The organism is Lautropia mirabilis (assembly GCF_900637555.1).
In the GTDB taxonomy this organism is placed as follows: Bacteria; Pseudomonadota; Gammaproteobacteria; order Burkholderiales; family Burkholderiaceae_E; genus Lautropia; species Lautropia mirabilis.
The window spans coordinates 3,068,359-3,089,088 of the sequence record NZ_LR134378.1 but is presented as its reverse complement, the minus strand read 5'-3'; the positions used below and the strand labels follow the sequence as shown (position 1 = coordinate 3,089,088).

The 20,730-nt window shown below is 65.3% G+C and carries 18 protein-coding genes; 10 read left to right on the top strand and 8 right to left on the bottom strand.

What is annotated here, in order from left to right; all coding sequences use genetic code 11:
• The first annotated feature begins 326 nt into the window (after positions 1 to 326).
• Entirely contained in the window at positions 327 to 2,291 is a 1,965-nt protein-coding gene (gene asnB, locus EL249_RS12710) for an asparagine synthase (glutamine-hydrolyzing) (RefSeq protein ID WP_040529559.1), read from the top strand.
• Between the two features lie 167 nt (positions 2,292 to 2,458).
• On the opposite strand, the gene EL249_RS12705 is transcribed toward asnB, so the two are convergent.
• Positions 2,459 to 3,535 carry an NAD-dependent epimerase/dehydratase family protein gene (locus tag EL249_RS12705; protein WP_005671750.1) on the bottom strand — a complete coding sequence of 359 codons (1,077 nt, stop codon included), beginning with the start codon at positions 3,533 to 3,535 and terminating at the stop codon, positions 2,459 to 2,461.
• Positions 3,536 to 3,925: 390 nt separating this feature from the next.
• Here EL249_RS12705 and EL249_RS12700 point away from each other — a divergent pair, with 390 nt between their 5' ends.
• Together EL249_RS12700 and EL249_RS12695 are read left to right on the top strand one after the other, a co-directional pair.
• A complete protein-coding gene (locus EL249_RS12700) occupies positions 3,926 to 5,347 on the top strand; it encodes a phosphomannomutase/phosphoglucomutase (RefSeq protein ID WP_005671752.1) in 1,422 nt (473 codons plus the stop codon).
• Between the two features lie 16 nt (positions 5,348 to 5,363).
• Positions 5,364 to 6,788 carry a 3-deoxy-D-manno-octulosonic acid transferase gene (locus EL249_RS12695; protein ID WP_005671754.1) on the top strand — a complete coding sequence of 475 codons (1,425 nt, stop codon included), beginning with the start codon at positions 5,364 to 5,366 and terminating at the stop codon, positions 6,786 to 6,788.
• On the opposite strand, the gene EL249_RS12690 is transcribed toward EL249_RS12695, so the two are convergent.
• From EL249_RS12690 to thiD (EL249_RS12660), 7 genes are all read right to left on the bottom strand, one after another.
• Positions 6,760 to 8,163, bottom strand: coding sequence for a TolC family outer membrane protein (locus tag EL249_RS12690; protein ID WP_005671756.1), 1,404 nt, complete (start codon positions 8,161 to 8,163; stop codon positions 6,760 to 6,762). The genes EL249_RS12695 and EL249_RS12690 overlap by 29 nt on opposite strands.
• A 30-nt stretch (positions 8,164 to 8,193) precedes the next feature.
• Positions 8,194 to 8,517, bottom strand: a complete 324-nt coding sequence (locus tag EL249_RS12685; protein WP_005671757.1) for a rhodanese-like domain-containing protein — start codon at positions 8,515 to 8,517, stop codon at positions 8,194 to 8,196.
• A 13-nt stretch (positions 8,518 to 8,530) separates the two neighbouring features.
• Positions 8,531 to 9,199: a protein-L-isoaspartate O-methyltransferase family protein gene (locus EL249_RS12680; RefSeq protein WP_040530321.1), complete on the bottom strand. Its 669-nt coding sequence runs from the start codon at positions 9,197 to 9,199 to the stop codon at positions 8,531 to 8,533.
• Positions 9,200 to 9,304: 105 nt separating this feature from the next.
• Entirely contained in the window at positions 9,305 to 10,051 is a 747-nt protein-coding gene (locus EL249_RS12675; protein ID WP_005671761.1) for a TetR/AcrR family transcriptional regulator, read from the bottom strand.
• Positions 10,052 to 10,096: 45 nt separating this feature from the next.
• On the bottom strand, positions 10,097 to 11,824 hold the full coding sequence (locus EL249_RS12670; protein WP_005671762.1) for a potassium channel family protein: 1,728 nt from the start codon (positions 11,822 to 11,824) through the stop codon (positions 10,097 to 10,099).
• 27 nt (positions 11,825 to 11,851) lie between these two features.
• Positions 11,852 to 12,235, bottom strand: a complete 384-nt coding sequence (locus EL249_RS12665; RefSeq protein WP_040529561.1) for a DUF6394 family protein — start codon at positions 12,233 to 12,235, stop codon at positions 11,852 to 11,854.
• Between the two features lie 156 nt (positions 12,236 to 12,391).
• The gene (gene thiD / locus EL249_RS12660; RefSeq protein ID WP_005671766.1) at positions 12,392 to 13,270 is read right to left on the bottom strand and encodes a bifunctional hydroxymethylpyrimidine kinase/phosphomethylpyrimidine kinase; all 879 of its coding nucleotides are present in this window, start codon (positions 13,268 to 13,270) and stop codon (positions 12,392 to 12,394) included.
• A gap of 338 nt (positions 13,271 to 13,608) precedes the next feature.
• On the opposite strand from thiD (EL249_RS12660), the gene thiD (EL249_RS12655) reads away from it, so the two are divergent.
• The 7 genes from thiD (EL249_RS12655) to EL249_RS12625 all read left to right on the top strand — a co-directional run bounded on the left by thiD (EL249_RS12655) (position 13,609) and on the right by EL249_RS12625 (position 20,445).
• Positions 13,609 to 14,529, top strand: a complete 921-nt coding sequence (gene thiD, locus EL249_RS12655; RefSeq protein ID WP_005671768.1) for a bifunctional hydroxymethylpyrimidine kinase/phosphomethylpyrimidine kinase — start codon at positions 13,609 to 13,611, stop codon at positions 14,527 to 14,529.
• Positions 14,530 to 14,625: 96 nt separating this feature from the next.
• Positions 14,626 to 15,474, top strand: a complete 849-nt coding sequence (locus tag EL249_RS12650; RefSeq protein WP_005671770.1) for an undecaprenyl-diphosphate phosphatase — start codon at positions 14,626 to 14,628, stop codon at positions 15,472 to 15,474.
• 184 nt (positions 15,475 to 15,658) lie between these two features.
• Complete coding sequence (locus EL249_RS12645) at positions 15,659 to 17,044, top strand: SLC13 family permease (RefSeq protein ID WP_005671772.1); 1,386 nt, start codon at positions 15,659 to 15,661, stop codon at positions 17,042 to 17,044.
• 35 nt (positions 17,045 to 17,079) lie between these two features.
• Entirely contained in the window at positions 17,080 to 17,820 is a 741-nt protein-coding gene (locus EL249_RS12640; RefSeq protein ID WP_005671774.1) for a glutathione peroxidase, read from the top strand.
• Between the two features lie 310 nt (positions 17,821 to 18,130).
• The gene (locus EL249_RS12635) at positions 18,131 to 19,009 is read left to right on the top strand and encodes a hypothetical protein (protein ID WP_232002021.1); all 879 of its coding nucleotides are present in this window, start codon (positions 18,131 to 18,133) and stop codon (positions 19,007 to 19,009) included.
• Positions 19,010 to 19,043: 34 nt separating this feature from the next.
• Positions 19,044 to 19,823, top strand: coding sequence for a C39 family peptidase (locus EL249_RS12630; protein WP_005671777.1), 780 nt, complete (start codon positions 19,044 to 19,046; stop codon positions 19,821 to 19,823).
• Positions 19,824 to 19,974: 151 nt separating this feature from the next.
• Positions 19,975 to 20,445, top strand: coding sequence for a hypothetical protein (locus tag EL249_RS12625; RefSeq protein WP_126348245.1), 471 nt, complete (start codon positions 19,975 to 19,977; stop codon positions 20,443 to 20,445).
• The last annotated feature ends 285 nt before the right edge of the window (positions 20,446 to 20,730 follow it).

Below are 20,730 nucleotides of genomic sequence, written 5' to 3'. Positions count from 1 at the left end.
CATGCGCGAATCATGGGCATTGGGGCTGCGCCGACGGCTGGCGTTTCAGCCGTGAAGCGGTTTTCTGCGCGCATGAAAGATCGCTTGCGGGGTATTTTTACGAAACGGAACCAAAATATCGGATCCCGTCAAGCTGCTGTGTCTGATTCAATACAAAGATGGGCGATTTTGATTGTCAAACGTTGCAAATACATCTAATTGTTCGGTTTGTATTAAATTTTGGCAAATTGGTAAAACCAGAGACGTCGTATTGTTTTTGATGGGTGCGCTTTTCTGTGTGGGTAGAATGCTACAGCTTTGAATTCTGGCTGGCAGCGAGCCGATAAATGTGCGGAATCACGGGATATTTTGAACCTGGCCAGCGACGTGCGTCGCCGGATCTGTTGCTGAAGATGGCCAAGGCCATCCATCATCGCGGACCGGACGACGCAGGGGCATGGACGGATGAGGGGGTGGGTCTGGGGTTGGGGCATCGGCGCCTCTCCATCATGGATCTGTCGCCGGCGGGCCATCAGCCCATGGTCTCGGCCTCGGGCCAGCGGGTGCTGGTCTTCAACGGCGAGATCTACAACTTCACCGAGCTGCATGCCGAGCTGGAGCAGCAGGGCCGGGCCCCGGCCTGGCGGGGGCATTCCGATACCGAGACGCTGCTGGCGGCCTTCGAGGCCTGGGGCGTCGAGCAGACGCTCAAGCGTGCGCGGGGCATGTTTGCCCTGGCGCTGTGGGACCGTCAGAACCGGACACTCACGCTGGCGCGTGACCGGCTGGGCGAAAAGCCGCTCTACTACGGCTGGCAGATGCAGGGACAGCAGCCGGCCTTCCTGTTCGGCTCCGAGTTGAAGGCGCTGCGTGAGCATCCGTCCTTTGCGGGCGAGGTGGATCGTTCGGCGGTGTGCCTGCTGCTGCGCTACAACTGCGTGCCGGCGCCGTATTCCATCTACCGGGGCATTGCCAAGCTCATGCCCGGGCACTATCTCACGCTGACCGAGCAGGACCTGCAGGCGCAGCGTCTGCCGGCTTCCACGCCTTACTGGTCGCTGGCCGAAGTGGCGGTGGCCGGCGTGGCGGCTCCCTGGCAGGGCTCCGATGCCGAGGCCATCCGCGAGCTGGATGCACTGCTGCGCAATGCCATCGGCCAGCAGATGGTGGCCGACGTGCCGCTGGGCGCCTTCCTGTCGGGCGGCATCGATTCGTCCACCATCGTGGCGCTGATGCAGGCGCAGTCGTCAAAACCGGTGAAGACCTTTTCCATCGGGTTTGACGAAGCGGGCTACAACGAGGCCGTGTACGCCAAGGCAGTGGCCGATCACCTGAAGACCGAGCATACCGAGCTGTATGTGCAGCCGGCACAGGCGCAGGCGGTCATTCCGCGTCTGCCCACGCTCTATGACGAGCCCTTTGCCGATTCGTCGCAGATTCCCACCTTCCTGGTGTCGGAGCTGGCGCGCAAGAGTGTGACGGTGTCGCTGTCGGGCGATGGGGGCGATGAGCTCTTCTGCGGCTACAACCGCTATCAGATGACGGCCCAGCTCTGGAACCGTCTGGGTTCGCTGCCGCTGCCGCTGCGCCGAATGCTGGCTGGGGGCATTCACCTGCTGTCTCCCACGCAGTGGAACCAGCTGGCGCGCAAGCTCCCGGGGGCAGGCTCCCGCTACGTGAATCTGGGCGAGAAGCTGCACAAGGGCGCGAGCGTGATGGGCGCGCGTTCCATCGAGGACCTGTACCTGGGCTTTGTCAGCCACTGGCCGGACCCGGCGTCGGTGGTGATCGACGGGCGGGAGCCGCCCACGCTGGTGACGGGCAACCGGCCCGACCTGCGTGGTCTGGATGGTGTGCAGCAGATGATGGCGCTGGATGCGCTGACCTACATGGCCGACGACATCCTGGTGAAGGTGGACCGTGCCTCGATGGGCGTGTCGCTGGAAAGCCGGGTGCCCTTCCTGGATCATCGGGTGGTGGAGTTTGCCTGGCGGCTGCCGCAGTCGCTGAAGCTGCGCAATGGCCAGGGCAAGTGGCTGTTGCGGCAGGTGCTGTACCAGTACGTGCCTCGTCAGCTCATCGAGCGGCCCAAGCAGGGGTTTGCGGTGCCCATCGACGCCTGGCTGCGCGGTCCGCTGCGTGACTGGGCTGAAAGCCTGCTGGACGAATCGCGCCTGCGCGACGAGGGCATCTTCCAGGTGGCCGCGGTACGCCAGAAGTGGGCCGAGCACCTGTCCGGCAAGCGCAACTGGCAGCACTGGCTGTGGGATGTGCTGATGTACCAGGCCTGGGCCGAGGAACAGAAGAAGTGAGATTCGGGGCAGGCCTGCCGGGATGCCGGCGTGCCTGACCCCGTCTTCGGAGGAGACGGCTGCGCCATGGCGCAGCGCGTGAAGGGCGCGGGGGCGCAGACATGCCACCCCCGTTTCTTGACCCGCTTAGGCGCCCGGTTCTGCGCCCGTGACCGGGGCGCCTGACGTCACTGCATCCGTTTCAGCGCCGTTGGGGCATCCACCGGGGGCTTCCAGCCCAGCTGCTGGCAGAAGCGCTGGTTGTCCACGGCCAGAGATCCGGCCAGGCGCTGCCAGATGCCCGACTTGCCCGCCAGCCTGGCCAGACTGGCCAGCAGCGCCGGTGGCACGGGCAGCAGGCGGGCCGGCTTGCCGGCGGCCTGGGCCATGGCCCGGATGAGGGCCGGTGTGGAGAGTGCCGGACCATCGCTGAGGTGAAAGAGCCCGGCCGCGCGCCCGGGGTTCTCCAGAATGGCCATGATGGCGCTGCACAGGTTGTCGATGGCCAGGAAGCTGCGCTGGTTGTCGACGGACCCCAGCGGCAGCGGTAGCCCGCTGGTGGCCAGTTTCTGCAGGGCCGCAAAGTTGGCCTTCACGCCCGGGCCATAGACCAGCGGCGGCCGCAGGATGGTGATGACCAGGCCGTGCTTCAGACGCTGCAGGTGGCGCTCTGCCGCCAGCTTGGCAAAGCCGTAGCAATCCTCGGGGCGGGGCGGGTCGTCCTCGCGCAGGGGGTGTCCGGGGGCCGACCATTCGCCGGCGGCCTTGATCGAGCTGAGAAAGATGAACTGCGCCACGCCGGCACGGGCGGCATCGCGCGCCAGCCGGCGCGGTGCTCGCACGTTCACGCGCCAGAGCTGGCGCTGGCTGTCGCGGTTGGCATCCAGCGGCACGTGGGCAATGCCGGCGCCGTGGATGACGGCGCGGGCGCCTGTCAGCACCGGCTGCCAGTCGGCATCGGGTCCGACGCCCGGATGGGCAAGAACCTGCAGACGCTTGCTGTGGATCCAGTCTTCCATGGTCTCGTCATGGCTGGTGCCTGCGGGCGAGGTGTCGGCCTGGCCGCTGCGTGCAGCAGCCTCCCCAGGGGAAGAGGGTGACAGCCGGAAGGTTGCGGGGTTGCGCGTGACGGCGCGCACGCTGTAGCCGGCTTCCAGAAGCTGGCGCACCAGGTGCTGACCGATGAAGCCGCCGGCACCGGTGACAACAATCGGTGCGGAAGTGGACGGCGCAGTGTCGGATGGGCAGACGTTACAGTTTTCCATGGCGGAAGATTGTATAGTTGCGCCCGGACGGCCCGGGTGGGCGCCGCATGGGTTCTGGGTGTTTTCCGGCAGGGCCCGGGCGTTCGTGCCAGTAGGGTTGTCCATGGCTTGCGCGCTTTCGCGCGGGTGGGCCGCCCCGGTGTGCAGACCGGGGACAGGCATCAGGTTCGGCGGCGTGTTTCGGCACTGCGCGGGTGCGCGTGGCGGCGTGCGTGGATGGGCAATCTGGAGTATCGTTAGACACATCCCGGAATGTGTCCTGGCGGGCCTGTGCGCCGGCAAATCTCAGGTTTTCGGGCGTGCTCCGTCACGTCGGGAGCCCTGCGGGACAGGGCATGTCCCGGGCAGGAAACAGCAGAACAACACGTCTCAGGAAGTCGCGAATTTCCCATGATCGATCAAGTCCTTCCACCTGCCCAGGCGCCTGTGGTCTCCGCGGCCATCTTCAAGGCCTATGACATCCGCGGCATCGTCGAGACCGCACTGACGGAAGAGGCCGTCTCGGCCATTGGCCTGACGCTGGGCGCCAAGGCACGTGCCCGGGGCATTGGCCAGGTGGTGGTGGGCCGCGACGGCAGGCTGTCGGGCCCTGCGCTGGCGCGGGCGCTGTCGGCCGGGCTGTGTGCCGCCGGGGTGGACGTGATCGACATCGGCATGGTGCCCACGCCGCTGGTGTACTTCGCCACGGTGCTGACTGGCTGTGGCACGGGCGTAGCCGTCACCGGCAGCCACAACCCGCCGGAATACAACGGCCTGAAGATGATGCTGGGCGGCGCCACGCTGCACGGCGAGGACATCCGTGACATCGCGGCCACGCTGGCTGATCCGGCACGTTATGCGGCCCTGTTTGCCGCCACGCCGGGCACGGTGCGCACGCTGGACGTGGTGCCTGACTACATCGCCCGCATTGCAGGCGAGGTGAAGCTGGCCCGTCCCCTGAAAGTGGTGGTGGATGCTGGCAATGGCGTGGCGGGTGCGGTGGCTCCGGCGCTGCTGCGGGCGCTGGGCATCACGGACCTTACCGAGCTGTATTGCGAGGTGGACGGGCATTTCCCGAACCATCACCCCGATCCGGCCCACCCCGAGAACCTGCGTGACCTGATCCGTGAGGTGCAGGCCCGCGATGCCGATATCGGCCTGGCTTTCGATGGGGACGGCGACCGGCTGGGCGTGGTCACGCGCAGCGGTCAGATGATCTTCCCCGACCGGCAGCTGATGCTGTACGCGGCCGACGTGCTCGAGAAGAACCCCGGCGCCACCATCATCTACGACGTGAAGTGCACCCGCAACCTGGCGCCGTGGATCCGCGAGCGGGGCGGGGAGCCGCTGATGTGGTGCACCGGCCATTCGCTGGTCAAAGCCAAGATGAAGGAAACCGGCGCGAAGCTGGCCGGCGAGATGAGTGGCCACATCTTCTTCAATGATCGCTGGTACGGCTTTGATGACGGGCTCTACACGGCAGCGCGGCTGCTGGAGATCCTGGCGCGCGTGCCCGATCCGGGCGCGCTGCTGGAAGGCCTGCCCGATGCCAGCAGCACGCCCGAGCTGCAGGTGCCGCTGGCCGAAGGCGAGAATGCGGCGCTGGTCCAGGCGCTGCGTGAGCGCGGACACTTCGAGGAGGCCGAGATCATCACCGTCGACGGGCTGCGCGTGGAATACCCCGACGGCTTTGGCCTGGTGCGTGCCTCCAACACCACGCCGGTGCTGGTGCTACGCTTCGAGGCTGACGATGCGGCCGCACTGGCGCGCATCCAGCAGGCCGTGAAGGCCGCGCTGCTGGCCATCCGCCCCGATCTCTCCATTCCGTTCTGAGTGCCCGTTTCCCATCATGACCCAGTCCTCCGGCGCCCAGAACATTGCCCGCTGTCTCTACGGCTGGGGCTGGCGCCTGGCCACCCCGCTTCTGGGCAGCTATCTGCTCTACCGCAGTCTCTGGCAGCCTGAGTACCGTCAGCACTGGGACGAGCGCTTCGGCTACTGGCGCGCGCCCAGCAACACGCCAGACACGCACAGCTATCACACCGGTCAGGTGCGGCCGCTGTGGGTGCATGCCGTGTCGGTGGGCGAGACGGCCGCCGTGCTGCCGCTGCTGCGCCAATGTGCGGCCGCCTGGCCCGAGGTGCCCATCCTGCTGACGCACGGCACGCCCACCGGACGGGCCACCGGTGCGCTGCGTCTGAAGGATCTGCCCGGCCGCATTGCGCAGAGCTATCTGCCCTATGACCTGCCGGGGGCGGTGGAACGGTTCTTCCAGCACTGGAATCCCGCCATCGGCCTGATCGTCGAGACTGAGGTCTGGCCCAACCTGGTGGCGGCCGCCAATCGTCACCAGGTGCCGCTCATTGCCGTCAACGCCCGTCTTTCGCCCCGTTCGCTGGCGCGCGGGCAGCGCTTCCGCTCGCTGATCGAGCCTGCGGTACGCGGCTATTCGATGATCATCGCCCAGACCCAGGACGACGCCGAGCGCATCGCCCATCTGGGGCAGCGCCCCGAGTTCGTCACCGGCAACCTGAAGTTCGACCAGCCGGCCGACTTCGTGCTGCAGGCGCGCGGCCGGGGCTGGCGAAAGCGTTTCGGCGACCGTCTGGTGATTCTGGCGGCCAGCACTCGTGAGGGCGAGGAAGCCCTGGTGCTGGAGAGCTGGAAGCGCGTGATGCAGCACCGTGATCCCCGGCTCGGTGGCATCGGTGACAGCCTGCCACCCATGCTGATCATCGTGCCGCGCCACCCCAACCGCTTCGAGGCGGTGGCCCGACTCATCACCCGCCACATGGGCGAGGCGCCGATGCAGCGCAAGGCGCTGGATGATCCGAACACCGATTTCTCGCACTGCAACGTGCTGCTGGGCGACTCCATGGGCGAGATGCAGGCCTGGTACGCGGCGGCCGACGTGACGGTGATGGGCGGCTCGCTGCTGCCCTTCGGATCGCAGAACCTGATCGAGGCCAATGCGGCCGGCTGTCCGGTGGTGCTGGGACCGTCGGTCTACAACTTCCAGCAGGCCGCCGAGGCGTCCATCCTGTTCAGCGCCTCCATCCAGGTCAGTGACCCGCGCGAGGCCATTCCGGTGGCGCTGGAGCTCGCAGCCGACACGGCGCGACGGGGCGCCATGTCCGCGGCCGGGGCCGCCTTTGCCCAGGCGCATCGGGGCTCGCTGGAGCGCACGCTGGAGGCCATTGGCCCGCTGATGGAATCGGCACTGGGGCCTCCGGTGGCCCCGCTGGTCACCGCGCCGCCGCAGGTCGAGCTTTGACGGGCTGACCGTTGCCGGGCGACACCGGCGCGGTGGCCGTGCTCGACCCGGCAGGGGCCTTCAGATAACCGTCGACCGCCGCGATGTCGGCGTCATCGAGTGCGCCGATGGCTGCCTTGAGTCGCAGCTGGTTCAGCAGCACGGCGTAGCGGGTGGAGGCCAGGTTCTGACGGGCCTGAAAGAGCTGCTGCTGGGCGTTCAGCACGTCGATGTTGACGCGCACACCGGCACGATAGCCCTCATGGTTGGCCTCCAGGGCCAGCTGGCTGGAGCGCACGGCCGCCTGCAGCGCATCGGCCTGCTCCATGCTGCTTTGCAGGGCCAGGTACAGGTCGCGCACCTGCTGGGCGGCGCCACGCCGGGCCGCTTCCAGCTGACTTTCCCGCTGTTCCAGCGTGGCCACGCTGGCGCGTTCCTGGGCCACCAGTCCGCCGCCGGCATAGAGCGGGATCCGGACCTTCACGCCCGCGGAAATGTCGCGGGAGCGGTGCACCTGGGTGCCTACGGTGACGTTGGTCTGGCCATTGAGGGCACCGGCCTGAGCGCCGATGGTGACGGTGGGGTAGTGGCCCGCACGGGCAGCATCCACACCGTGACGGGCGCCCTGAACCCCCATTTCTGCCTGACGCACCAGGAAGCTGCGGGTGCGCGCCTGGTCTTCCCAGTAGGCCTGTGACTGCGCCGGTGCCAGCGGCAGGCGGGTATCGGGGGCCAGGCGCTGCAGGCGATCGGCCGGCAGACCGGTCAGCTGGGTGAAGGAGGCCTGGCGGCCCTGCAGCGCATGACGGGCCGCCGCCAGCTGGGCGCGGTTCAGGTCCAGCCGGGCCTGGGCTTCCTGCTGGTCGGTGATGGTGGCATTGCCCGCTGCAAAGCCTTCTCGGGCCGCTTCAAACTGTTCCTGGATGGCGTGGCGCTGCGCCTCGACCACGTCCAGGGCATCCTGTGCCGACAGCACGGCAAAGTAGCTGGAGGCCACCTGTTCGGCCAGGCTCTGCAGGGCCTGCGCCAGACGGCTCTGCGCCAGCAGTTCGGCTACCTGGGCCTGCTGCAGACGGGCCGCGTCCTGCGGGCTGTACACCGGAATGCTCAGGTTGATGCCGGCCAGCCGGTTGTCGTAGTAGTGCCGGGAGAACAGGTTGGTGTGCAGCTGGCCGTTGGTGGTGCTCAGCTCGGCACCCAGGCTGGGCCGAAGTCGGGAGCGCGCTGCCTTGCGCTGCTGGTTGTCGATGTCCACCTGCAGTCGGGCGGCCTGTACGGTGGGGTCCTGCCGCTGCGCGGCATCAAAGGCTTCCTGCAGGTTGGTGGCCCAGGCGGGCAGGGCGGGCAGCAGCAGCGTTGCCAGCAGCAGGCGGGTGAGCCGATGTGTCTTGATCATTGCCCTTCCGTGTGTGTGGCCCGCCGGGTCTCAGTACCGGGCCATGGTCGGATCCTGCTGCACGGCCCAGGCGTCGATGCCGCCGGCCAGGTCGTGGACCTCGGCAAAGCCATGGTGTGCCAGAAAGTGGACCGCCCGCAGGCTGCGCACGCCGTGGTGGCAGATGCAGACGATGGGCTGCTCGGGATCCAGCTCGTGCACCATGGCGGGCAGCTCGGCCAGCGGCACGTGCTGCGACTCGGGCAGGCTGACGTGTTCGAACTCCCATTCCTCGCGCACGTCCAGCAGCAGGGGAGATTCGCGTCGAGGGTCTCCCAGCCACTGGGCCAGCTGTGCGGGCGAGAGGCGGCTCATCTCGGCGCGGTGGTCAGAAATGGAAATGGCTGACCGAGGGGAAGCCCTGCAGGGCCGGAGCCATTGTCTCGAACAGGTTGAGCGACTGCAGGCCCTGGTCGGTGCGGGTGTAGACGCGGGCTTCCATGACGGGAGCCTCGCCGATGAAGCAGAAGAGCCGCCCGCCGGCGTTCAGCCGGGCCAGGAAGTCGGCCGGCTCGGTGGCCACGGCTCCCGACAGGATGATCACGTCCCAGCGGGCATCGGAGGCCTTCAGGGCCTCGTGGCCGTCGCCGGTGTGCAGCTGCAGGTCGGTCAGGCCTGCGCGGGCCAGGTTGGCCGCGGCGAAAGCGGCAAGCGCCGGGTCGATTTCCCAGGAGCTGATGTGGCGGCTGCAGTGTGCCGCCAGCGCCGTGCCGTAGCCTGATCCGGTGCCTACCTCCAGCACCTTTTCGTGGGGCTGGATGGCCAGATCTTGCAGCAGGCGGGCTTCCACCTTCGGCGCCAGCATCACCTGGCCCGAGGCATGACCGTCGATGTTGAGCGGTACCTCGGTGTCGGCAAAGGCCATGCCCTGCGAGGCGGCCGGCACGAAGTCCTCACGGCGGACTTCTGCCAGGATGCCGAGCACCCGTCCATCATTGACCCGCCAGGGGCGGATCTGCTGTTCGATCATGTTGAAGCGGGCTTGCTCGATGTTCATGGTGTTCAGCGCCGGGTGATGTCTCTGGATGAAGTATGCCAGCATGCCGGGAACGACGAAACATCGGGAAGGAGAGAAGCCGTCGGGAATCCCGCGCAGGAGGCCTCAGGCAGGCAGGGGGGGCGGGAGCGCGTCCTGGGCCGGGGCGTCGGGCGTGTGCGTGCTGGCGCAAGGCGCCGCAGTTGCCGTGTCCGGGCGCAGCAGCGTCAGCACCAGGTCGGCGTGATGGCGGATGAAGTCGGCCGGATCGATGATGGGCTTGCAGCACTGGCCCACCGAATGGTTCCAGACCAATTTCAGTATGAGCGGGGACATGATCAGGTGGGTGGCCGTGTCCAGGTCACAGGGCTGACGGAACTCCCCCCGTTCGATGCCGCGCTGCACCAGCCGACGGATCACCTCATGGGTGGGCAGGGTCACTTCGTCGTTGAAGAAGCGCGCAATTTCCGGGAAGTTGCTGGCTTCTCCGAGGATGAGCTTCATGATGCCGCCCATCTGCGGCTTGCTGAAGCAGCTCCACCAGCCTTTCAGCACGTCGGCCAGCAGCTGTTCGCTGCTGCCGGTGGCCTGCTCGATGTGGTGACGGAACTGCTCGATGACCGGCAGGATGGTGGCGCGCACCACGGCCTTGAAGAGGTCTTCCTTGCCGGCGTAATACAGGTAGAGCGTGCCCTTGGACACGCCTGCACGCGCGGCCACGTCATCCAGGCGGGCGGCGGCATAGCCCCGGGCCACAAAGACTTCCAGCGCGGCGTCCAGCAGTTCGCCGGGACGCTGTTCCTTGCGGCGCTCCCAGGCACGGGGGCGCTTGCAGCGGGCAGGGGATGGTGTGGTCGTGTTCACCTGACGCATTAATGACTGTCAAGTCATCAATATAGCGTCATTGCGACATTTCCGTCAATCCTGCCGCACCTGGCGCGCTTCCTGGCGCATCCGCCACCAGGCGTCCAGCCGGCGGAACAGCCAGCCCCGCGGTTGCTGGATGCCGGTGCGCACGTAGTCGACCGCCAGCGGGTCTTCCAGGAAGTTGAGCTGCAGCTGCCGGGCCATTTCCTGACCCATGAACAGCAGCCGGTCGCCGGGGCGCAGCTCGGTCGACGGATCGGGCAGCAGGGTGCGCTCGCCACGCCGCACCAGCATCACGGCCAGGGCCGTCAGCCGGGTCTCGTGGTGGCGCGGGTCGCGCAGGATCTGCTCGATGGTGAGCGCACGGCCGCCCCGGTTGCGGAAGAAGGCATTGAAGAGCCCGGGCTGGGTGGGGTCGCAGTGGAAGGCCCAGTTGCGGGGTGCGGCGTTGCCGACCGTGGCCATCACGCGTTCGATGACCCGGCTGGCGGCCGTGTTGCCCTGCTGGCGCACCAGGCTGATGAAATCGCCCAGCAGCGGGGTCTTGAGCGTCTGCAGGATCTCGCGCACCACCAGCTGCGAATGCACCACGCGCAGGTTGGCGCGTGCTGCATCGATCAGCAGCCGGTCGGCCGACTGGTTCTGGCGGATGATGACGTAGATGTCGGGGTTGAGGCGGCGCGCAATGGTGGTGACACTCAGGTTGATGGTGTCGTTGTCGGTGCCGGCCACCAGCACGCTGGCCCGTGCCACGCCGGCGGCCTTCAGCGAGCCCTCGGAGTTGTCGCCGCGCTGCAGGCGTGCTTCGCCGGCCAGGTCCCGGTCGGGGTCGATGGCCTTCCAGGGCACGCGCGCCTCGTCCAGTGTGGCCGAGATGGTCTGGCCGAAGCGGCCGTAGCCGATCAGCACCCACTTGCCCTTGGGCAGATTGATGCGGGTGGGAATGGGCGTGCCCGGCGCGGCCGTCACCCAGTCCTCCATGCGCAGCACCTCGGGTGCGGCGATGTCCAGCGACAGGTTGGTGGCCAGCACCTGGAACGGGTTGACGGCATGCACGTTGCCGAAGGCGTGCAGGTTGTTGGTGCCCTCGGCGTCGGTCACGCGCGCAATGACGGTGATGTCCTCACGCAGCAGCTTGGCGCCGATGGCGATGGTCTGGTTGGCGTGCTCGTTGCTGGTGAGGGCAATGACGCCCTGGCACCAGCGCCGGTGGATGCCGGCATCCTTCAGGGAGCCCGGATGGCTGGCATCGGCCTCCATGATCAGCGGCGGGCTGAGGAACTCGTTGAGCGCAAAGCGGGTGGCGCGCTCGCCGTCGATCTCCACCACCACCACCCGGTGGCCCAGCTGGTCCAGGGCCTGGGCCAGTGCCAGAGCACTGCGACCGGCACCGCAGATCACGAAGAAGGGGCCCGACAGACGCTTGACCTGCCAGCGGAACACGTTGCGTGCCACCGTGCGCCGGAAGGTGCGGTCGGTGGTCATGGCAAACACCGAACCCACCGCGTAGGTCCAGGCCAGCACCGACAGGTAGATGGAGATGATCAGCCAGGCCCGCTGCTGGTCGGAAAAGGGAAAGGGCACCTCGCCGAAGCCGATCGTGGTGGCCGTGTAGCTCATCACGTAGGTGGCGTGGAAGAACCCCATCCGCCAGGGGTTGCCGTCCGGATCGACGCCGGGCGCAATGGCCAGCCCGAAGATCGAGATGGCGTAGACCGCGATCAGGATGATCAGCGGCACCCGCAGGCGCCGCAGGATCATGTAGATGACGTCGATCATGGCGGGGGATCCGTGCGGCAGCCCGACTCAGCGCGTCTGGCGCAGCGTCTCGCCGATCAGCAGGATGACCGAGACCAGGTTGGCCAGCAGCGCACCGCCCGACAGCGACACGATGATGCTGACCGTGTGGCCGTCCAGCGGGGTGTTGTTGAACTGTTCGACCCACATCCAGACCAGCGAGGCAAAGAGCAGCTGCAGCGTCGCCACCAGGCTGGTGGCCAGGTGCGTGGCGCCCATCTGGGTACGGTCGCCGAACTTGATGATCAGCGTGATCAGGTTGATGACCACGGCGATGAACAGCTCGGCCGGGTGGTGGAAGTCGGCACGGTCGATCTCGCCCAGAAAGAACCCGAAGTTCAGGGTACAGGCCAGGATCGTGAAGAAGGCAAAGACGACTTTTTCGAGGTTCACGCTCGACTCCGCGACAGGAAGGGCACTGTGGCGGATGAGGGCATCCTGCCGGACAGGCCGTGGTGGAGGGGGCAGGCCTTCGCAGGGGGCGGCCATGGCACCCCGGGTCTGCCCGCAGGCCGGGCTCCTCGGAGCAATGGCCTCACTGCCGGCATGTTACGCCAGCTGCCCGGGAAGGTGAACCGCCTGCCAGAAATGGTGCAACGGCCCGCGGCCATGTCCCACCTGCAGCGTATCGGCGTGCAGCAGCGCGCCATGCACGTAGTCCTTGGCCATCCGGGTGGCCTTTTCCAGCCCGTGCTGCGGCCACAGCGCCGCGATGGCTGACGACAGCGTGCAGCCCGTGCCATGCCCGTGCCGCGTGGCAATGCGGGGCGCGGACAGGCGGATGACGCCCTCGGGCGTGGCCAGCAGGTCGGTGGATTCGGGGGCGTCGGGGGTGTCGTCGGCCAGATGCCCGCCCTTCAGCAGCACGTTGGGCACCCCCAGCGCCTGCAGTGCGGGCAGGCAGGCGTGCATGCCGGCTTCATCGACGGGCTGCGCGATGCCCAGCAGCCGGGCGGCTTCCTTCAGGTTGGGGGTCAGCAGACTCACCTGCGGAAGCAGCACGGTGCGGATCCGCTCCAGGTCGCTTTCATTCATCAGGCGCTTGTGGGTGCTGGCCGCCATCACGGGGTCGAATACCACGAAGGGCGGCCGATGGCGGGTCAGCACTTCGGCAATCGCCTCGGCAATCCCGGCGTTGGCCACCATGCCGATCTTCACGGCGGCCACCGTCACGTCCTCGAACACGGCTTCCAGCTGCGCCTGTACCAGCTCTGGCGTCAGCGGTGAGACCATGCGCACGGCCTGCGTGTTCTGCGCCACCACGGCCGTCACCACCGCCATGCCATAGGCGCCCAGCGCGCCGAAGGTCTTCAGGTCGGCCTGGATGCCAGCCCCGCCGGTCGGATCGGTGCCGGCGATGGAAAGTACGTTGGCGGGGGCGGTGGGCGCAGGGCAGGGCGTGGAGGCCGGGGTCGAGGTGGGGGACATGGCGGTATGTCGGGAAAGAAGCAAGGAAAACAAGGGCGGAGAGGAGAACCTGCGGGGTAGCGCCGTCACCCGCGATGCGGTGCCAGGGACAGGGAATGAAGGGCGCACGACCTGCCGGCCCCAAGGATATCCAGATGACGCGTTGTCTGCCGGAATCCTCAAGGATAGGAGTATCGGCTTCCGGTCTTCGCGGATCCGGACGGGATGAAGGCCGAGCAGCACCGGCTGCCACTCATGCGGGGTGTGCTTCAGGGCATACCCGCATCCCGGCAGGCAGCTTCCCCTGCCAGGGGTGATAGGATGCCATCCGTCTCGGTGTCCGTTTCCGGAGTCCTGCCATGTCCCGTTCCGACAACCCCGTGTCGGGCCACTTCGATCCTGCGGCGCTTGCCGGCCAGCCTGGCGCGGCCGCGCGCGCCATTCCCAACCTGCTGACCGTCGCTGGCGTCGACCCCAGTGGCGGGGCCGGCGTGCTGGCCGACATCAAGACCTTCTCGGCGCTGGGGGCCTATGGCTGTGCGGTCATCTGCGCGCTCACCGCCCAGAACACCCGAGCCGTCACCGGCATCGAGGGTGTCTCCACCGATTTCATCCGGCTGCAGATCGACACGCTGTTCGATGACGTGCGCATCGACAGTGCCAAACTGGGCATGCTGGGCACCGCCGCCATTGCGCGCACGGTGGCCGACGCGCTGGAGCCGCTGCTGGCTTCGGGTCAGCTGCCGGCGCTGGTGGTCGACCCGGTGATGGTCTCCAAGGGCGGCGACGTGCTGCTGCCCGCCGACGCCATCCGCATGCTGACTGAGGCCGTGCTGCCGCTGGCCACCGTCATCACGCCCAACCTGCCCGAGGCCGCGCTGCTGCTGGATCAGTCCGCCCCCGACGACGTGGCGGGCATGCGCCGGATGGCCGAGCGGCTGCGCCGCCTGCTGGCCGATGCCGACGGGCGCTGGGTGCTGCTCAAGGGCGGCCACCTGCCGGGCAACCCGGTGGACCTGCTCTTCGATGGCGACCGGATGATCCAGCTCGATGGCCCGCGCATCGACACCGACAACCTGCACGGCACCGGCTGCACGCTGTCGGCCGCGCTGGCCGCACTCATCCCGCAGTCGGCCGACATGCCGGCCGCTGCCCGTGCCGCGCGCGACTATCTCACCGGCGCGCTGGCCGCCTCCAGCCAGCTCACGGTGGGGCGGCGGGTGGATGGCCGGGGCCATGGACCCGTGCATCATTTCCATCGGCTGTGGTCGCGCGGCTGACTTTTCTGTATCAATCTGTTCCAGGGGGCGTGATGCCGGTGAAAGTGGCAGGATTTGGCACCGTGCCTGCCACGATGCGCGTTAACATCCTGCCCCATGGAATCCCTCTACGCACTCCCCCTGATGGTCAAGGCCGTCATCCTCGGCATTGTCGAGGGCCTGACCGAGTTCCTCCCCATCTCCAGCACCGGCCACCTCATCCTCACCAGCTCGCTGCTGGGCTGGGATGACGAAAAAGCCAGCGTCTTTGCCATCGCCATCCAGACGGGCGCCATCCTGGCCGTCATCTGGTACTACCGCGAGCGCATCGGCAAGGTGCTGGCCGGCCTCACGTCCGACCGCGTGCAGCAGCGCTTTGCGCTCAACATCATCATCGCCTTCATCCCGGCGGCGGTGCTGGGCGTGCTGTTCAGCAAGCTCATCAAGACCCACCTGTTCGGTCCGGTGCCGGTGGCCATCGCCCTGGTGGTGGGGGGCCTGATCATCTTCCTGGTGGAAAAACGCCAGGAAAACATCGCGCCGCGCATCACCGACATCGACAGCCTCACCGCCGTCGATGCGCTGAAGCTGGGTCTGGCGCAGGCCTTCGCGCTTATCCCGGGCACCAGCCGTTCCGGCGCCACCATCATCGGCGGCATGATCTTCGGCCTGTCGCGGCAGGTGGCCACCGAGTTCTCCTTCTACCTGGCCATCCCCACGCTCATCGGCGCCAGTGTCTATGACACCTGGAAGAGCCGCGACCTGCTGAGCGCCGGCGACATCCCGCTGTTCGCCGTGGGCACCATCTTCGCGTTCTTCAGCGCACTGGCCTGCGTGCACTGGCTCATCCGCTTCGTGGCCAGCAACAGCTTCCGCGTGTTTGCCTGGTACCGCGTGATCTTCGGCCTGCTCATCCTGGCGGTCACCTACACGGGCGTGCTCCACTGGGGCAGCGCCATGGACTGATCGTCCGGCTTTCCCGACATCCCTCCCATCCCGGACCGGCACGGCCCCTGCGGCCTTGCCGGTCCTTTCTATTTGGCGGATGGGTAGGCGTCCTGATGGCGGCCAGGCACATTCGGGAAAGTCCCTATCCGGTGGGGCATGACATACTTCCGGCCTTCCTCTTCTTCCTCCGGGAGTTTTCATCGTGTCCGACGCGGTCGTCGCCAATCGGCGCGGCTGGCTGATCCTGGCCGCCGATCTTGTCCTCTTCTTCCTGCTGCTGCGCTGGCTGCCGTTCTCGCCTGTCGAGAACCGGGGGCTGGCGCTGCTGGTGTTCGTGGGTGTGCTGTGGCTGACCGAGGCCTTCCACATCACCGTCACCTCGCTGATGATCCCGCTCTTTGCCATCGGGCTGGGGGTGCTGTCCACCAAGGCAGCCTTCGCGCCCTTTGCCGAGCCGGTCATCTTCATGTTCTTCGGCGGCTTCGTCATCGCGGCCGTGCTGCACATCCAGAAGCTGGACCTGTGGATTGCCGGACACGTCATCCGGCTGGCCGGCGGCAGCCTGAAGCTCACCATCTTCTACCTGTTCGCCGTCACGGCGTTCCTGTCGCTCTTCGTCAACAACACGGCCGTGGCCGCCATGATGCTGCCGCTCACCCTGGGCATCCTGCGGCAGGTGGACGTGGAGAAGAACCGCAAGCTCTACGCCTTCGTGCTGCTGGGCATCGCCTTCAGCGCCAGTATCGGCGGCATCGGCACCCTGGTGGGCAGCACGCCCAACGCGCTGCTGGCCACGATGATCGACATCAGCTTTGCCGACTGGCTGAAGTACGGCATGCCGGTGGTGGCACTGATGATGCCGGCCATGGTGCTGTCACTGTGGGTGGTGCTGCGCCCCGACTTCAGCGTGCCGTTCAACGTCGACATCGAGGACATCCCGCTGGATGGCCGGCGGATGTTCACGCTGGTCGTCTTCGCTGCCACGGCGGTGCTGCTCATCCTGGGCAAGCTGGTGGTCGGACCGCTGCAGCAGCTGCTGGCGCTGCCCGAGCCCATCAAGAACATCGATTCCGTCATTGCCATGCTGGCCGTGGTGGTGATGTGCGTGGGCGGTTCGGCCAGCTGGAAGCAGATCCAGGAGCACACCGAATGGGGCGTACTGATGCTGTTCGGCGGTGGCCTGGTGCTGTCCATCGTCATGAAGGACACCGGGGCCAGCAAGATCCTGGCCGACAGCATCGTGGCTGCCGTGGGGCATCAGCACCCGGTCATCATCATGCTGGCGCTCACCAGCTTCGTGGTTTTCCTGACCGAGTTCACCTCCAACACGGCCACGGCGGCGCTGCTCATGCCCATCTTCATCACGGTGGCACGCACGCTGCAGCTGCCCGACATCGCGCTGGCTGCCATCATTGCCTGCGGGGCGTCGTGCGCCTTCATGCTGCCCATCGCCACCCCGCCCAACGCCATCGTCTATGCCACCGGCAAGATCCGGCTGGGCGAGATGGTGCGCGTGGGCCTGCTGCTCAACATTGCCTGCATTCTCATCATCGGGCTTCTGGCCCATGGCCTCTGGGTGCATTGGTAAAATCCAGCCTCTTTCCCTAACGGAGGATCCGTCTCATGCAACTCCCCAATCATGAAGGCAGGAAGGTTCCTGCCGTCGTCTTCCATACCCGCTCGGGCGATGCCTGGGTGGATGTTTCCACCGACGAACTGTTTGCCGGCAAGCGCGTGGTGGTGTTCTCGCTGCCGGGCGCCTTCACGCCCACCTGCTCGTCCTCCCACCTGCCGCGCTACAACGAGCTGGCCCCGGTCTTCAAGAAGCTGGGCATCGACAGCATCCTGTGCGTCTCGGTTAACGACACCTTCGTGATGAACGCCTGGAAGGACGACCAGGAAGCCGAGAACATCGGCGTCATTCCCGATGGCAACGGTGAGTTCACCGCCGGCATGGGCATGCTGGTGGACAAGAACGACCTCGGCTTCGGCAAGCGCTCGTGGCGTTATTCGATGCTGGTCGAGGACGGCACCGTCAAGAAGATGTTCATCGAGCCGGACAAGCCGGGTGACCCGTTCGAGGTGTCGGATGCCGACACCATGCTGAAGTACCTGGACCCGAACTACCAGCAGCCGCCGTCCGTGGCCATCTTCACCAAGCCGGGCTGCCCCTTCTGCGCCAAGGCCAAGGCCCTGCTGAAGGAAAAGGGCCTGTCCTACGAGGAGATCGTGCTGGGCCGTGACGCCAGCACCGTGGCCGTGCGCGCCATCAGCGGTCGCACCACCGTGCCGCAGGTCTACATCGGTGGCCGTCACATCGGCGGCAGCGACGATCTGGAGGCGTACTTCAAGGTGCAGGGCTGACGCTGGCGCTGCAGGGGACAATTGCCCCAATCCGTGGGGGCATAACCCCAGGACCATGCGGCTTCTGCGGGCGGGCTCCGTCCTGCAGAAGCCGTTTTCGTTTGGGGCAGGGCCGCTCTCTGGCAGATCAGTGCCTCAATCTGTGCTCTGGACGAGCAAAGCATGATATTCGGAGATTGGAGTCAAATGCCGCTAATTTGATAAAAATCCAAATTATAAATTGATAAATAACAAGTTATATTTTCATATTGACAATGTGTTTTTTCTTGTGAAAATATGATTCATTCAGGTTATTTTTGCAGGAGATGTTGTGCGTGGCCAACATTTTGTCCTTTTGCTCATGCTTTCTTGTCATGCTGCATCAGCGTTTGCTGAGTTGCCGCTGACGGTTGAGGACCTCGTTACCGACAAGGGCAGATTCAAGCTGGATCTGTCCTTTGCCTACGCCAATGTGGACCAGACAGGCGTCTCTACCGGCGAGCCCATTTCCGTACAAACCGGGCCGACGTCGTTTGTACAGGTGCCCACCGCCGTGGGCGAACGCTCCAGCAACCGCGACACACTGGTCGGTACACTGGGTCTGCGTTATGGCATCACCGGCAAAACCGAGGTGCTGCTGCGTACCAGTTACCTCCACGACAGTGAACGGGTTCGGGACGCGGCTGGGCGCAGCAGCAACCGCCTGAACCATTTTGCAGACACCTGGGCGGGGATCAACCACCAGTTCCGCGAGGAGGATGATTACCCAGCCTTTCTTGGCTTTGCCGAAGTGGCCCTCAGCCAGCGCCTGCGCTCATCCAGCAAGTCATTCAGGTCGGCCATGCTGGGCTTCACTACCTACAAGGCACTGGATCCGGTCGTGTTTTCACTGACGGGGGCCTACCGCTTCAGCCGCAGCTACCGTGATGGTGCCGATACTGCCAGGGGCGGCAACCTGCTGATACTGACGCCCTCCGTGGGCTTTGCCGTCAATGATCGGGTCACACTCACGACCGGCATGCAATGGACGCGCCAGACAGCGGAGCGCTTCAATGGTGCCGCAATGGGAATCAATCGGACCGCTACAGATCTGCAGCTTGGTTTCGGATATGGGTTTGCCACGGGTAATACCCTCAACGTCACGCTCAAGACCAATGCGTCCGGCGGGCAGGGAGCCGAGATGCGGGTCAACTGGTTGTATACGTTCTGATGGTGAAAGGGGCGGGAGAATGTCTGCAGACAGAATGCTTCTGGTCGTCAGTCTGAGTGTGAGCCTTGCAGCGTGGCAAAGCCAGGACGTTTGGGCAGAAGACGGCTCATCGGCTTCTGGGGAACGAGAGGCCGGCGGAAGCCCGAAGCAGGAAGAAGGGCGGAAGCAGGCCATTCCGTTACTGCCGAAGCGCAAGCAGCCTGAACCCGGACCGGAAGCCTTCATTCTCTCCAGCGAAGTGGTGAAGGGGCAGATTCCGGTAAAAAGCTGGAAAACCTTGCGTGACCGGCAGATCGTCAAGCAGGATCAGGATTACTCCTGTGGTGCCGCATCGTTGGCTACGTTGCTCAACGGGTTCTACGGCCAGAAGCTGACCGAGGAGCAGTTGCTGAAGGCCATGGACAAGGGCGATGCCCGGGCGAGCTTTGATGACATGACCCGCGCTCTGCCAAAGTTTGGCTTTCGGGCACAGGGATTTGCCGCCAGCTGGGAGCAACTGGCCCGGTTGAAGATGCCGGTGGTGGTGTACATCAAGGTACGCAAGGACGATCATTTCAGCGTACTGCGTGGCATCAGTGGCAACACGGTGTGGCTTGCCGATCCGAGCCTCGGGAATCGCACCTACAGTCGCGCGCAGTTTCTGGACATGTGGCAGACCCGTGATGGCAAGGATCAGCCCGAACTGGCAGGCAAGTTTCTGGCGGTTCTGCCGGCATCGGTGGATGTGAGCAGGGCAGAAGCGTATTTCTCCAGGGCACCATGGCGGCAGAGTGTTGGTGCGGTGCAGCAACTGAGTTTCAGAAGCATTCCCTGACGTCATGGGTAGTGACAGGGGAAAAAACAGGCTGGTACATGGTGATTTTCATCATGTACCAGCCCCAGGGATTGGCGGTGAGGCAACACCGTCATCGGCGCCTCGGGAGTCTTTCGAGGCTTGTTATTGTGTTCGACCACATGGAGTCTATATGAGCACGATCAAACGCATGGTCCTTGTTCTGGCCGCTGTCGGCATGGTTTCCACGCAGGCGTACGCCGGTGAAAGCGCTGTAAGTACTGCGCCCCTGTCGCCCCAGCTCAGTACCTTCAGTCAGGATGATATCAACAGCATGTTCGAGGCTTCGGGCAAGCCGATGCAGCTGGCCGTGCTGTCGACTCAGGAGATGGAGAAGACTGAGGGTTCGGTAGCGCCCTTGGTCGCAATTGGGGTCATGACTGCATCAAGATTCATCGTGCAGCGTTGGGTTACACAGCGCGTTGCGCAGGCCATGATTGCGCGTGGTGCTACGAATGTTTGGGCCCCCAGCCGAGCAATTGCCTCCCGTATTGCTGGTCGAAATGGGATTCGTGAGTTCCATGCCGGTTCTGGGGCTCGTTATACTCATTTTCACCCAAATCCCCGTAACGGATCTCATGTTTGGTATGGGTCGCCACGTTGATCTGTTTTGATAATATTCTGGGCCTCAAGTCATGAGGCCCTTTGGGGGAGAGTGATGTCGTACATAAGTGTTTTGTGCAGCAAGTCACCATTGAATTTCGTAACGAAAGACAGATATTTCAGATTTGTTTTTCATGGCGAATTCGCTGGGTATTTTGTTTATACTAGGATTGATTATGGGGATGGGTTTTCCTGTTCCTCGGACGGGGCTGTTGAATTACCGGAGTCGAGGATGGGGTTTTTCAGTTCTTTGGCGAAGGAAAGGGGCGTTTTGTTTTTGTACTAT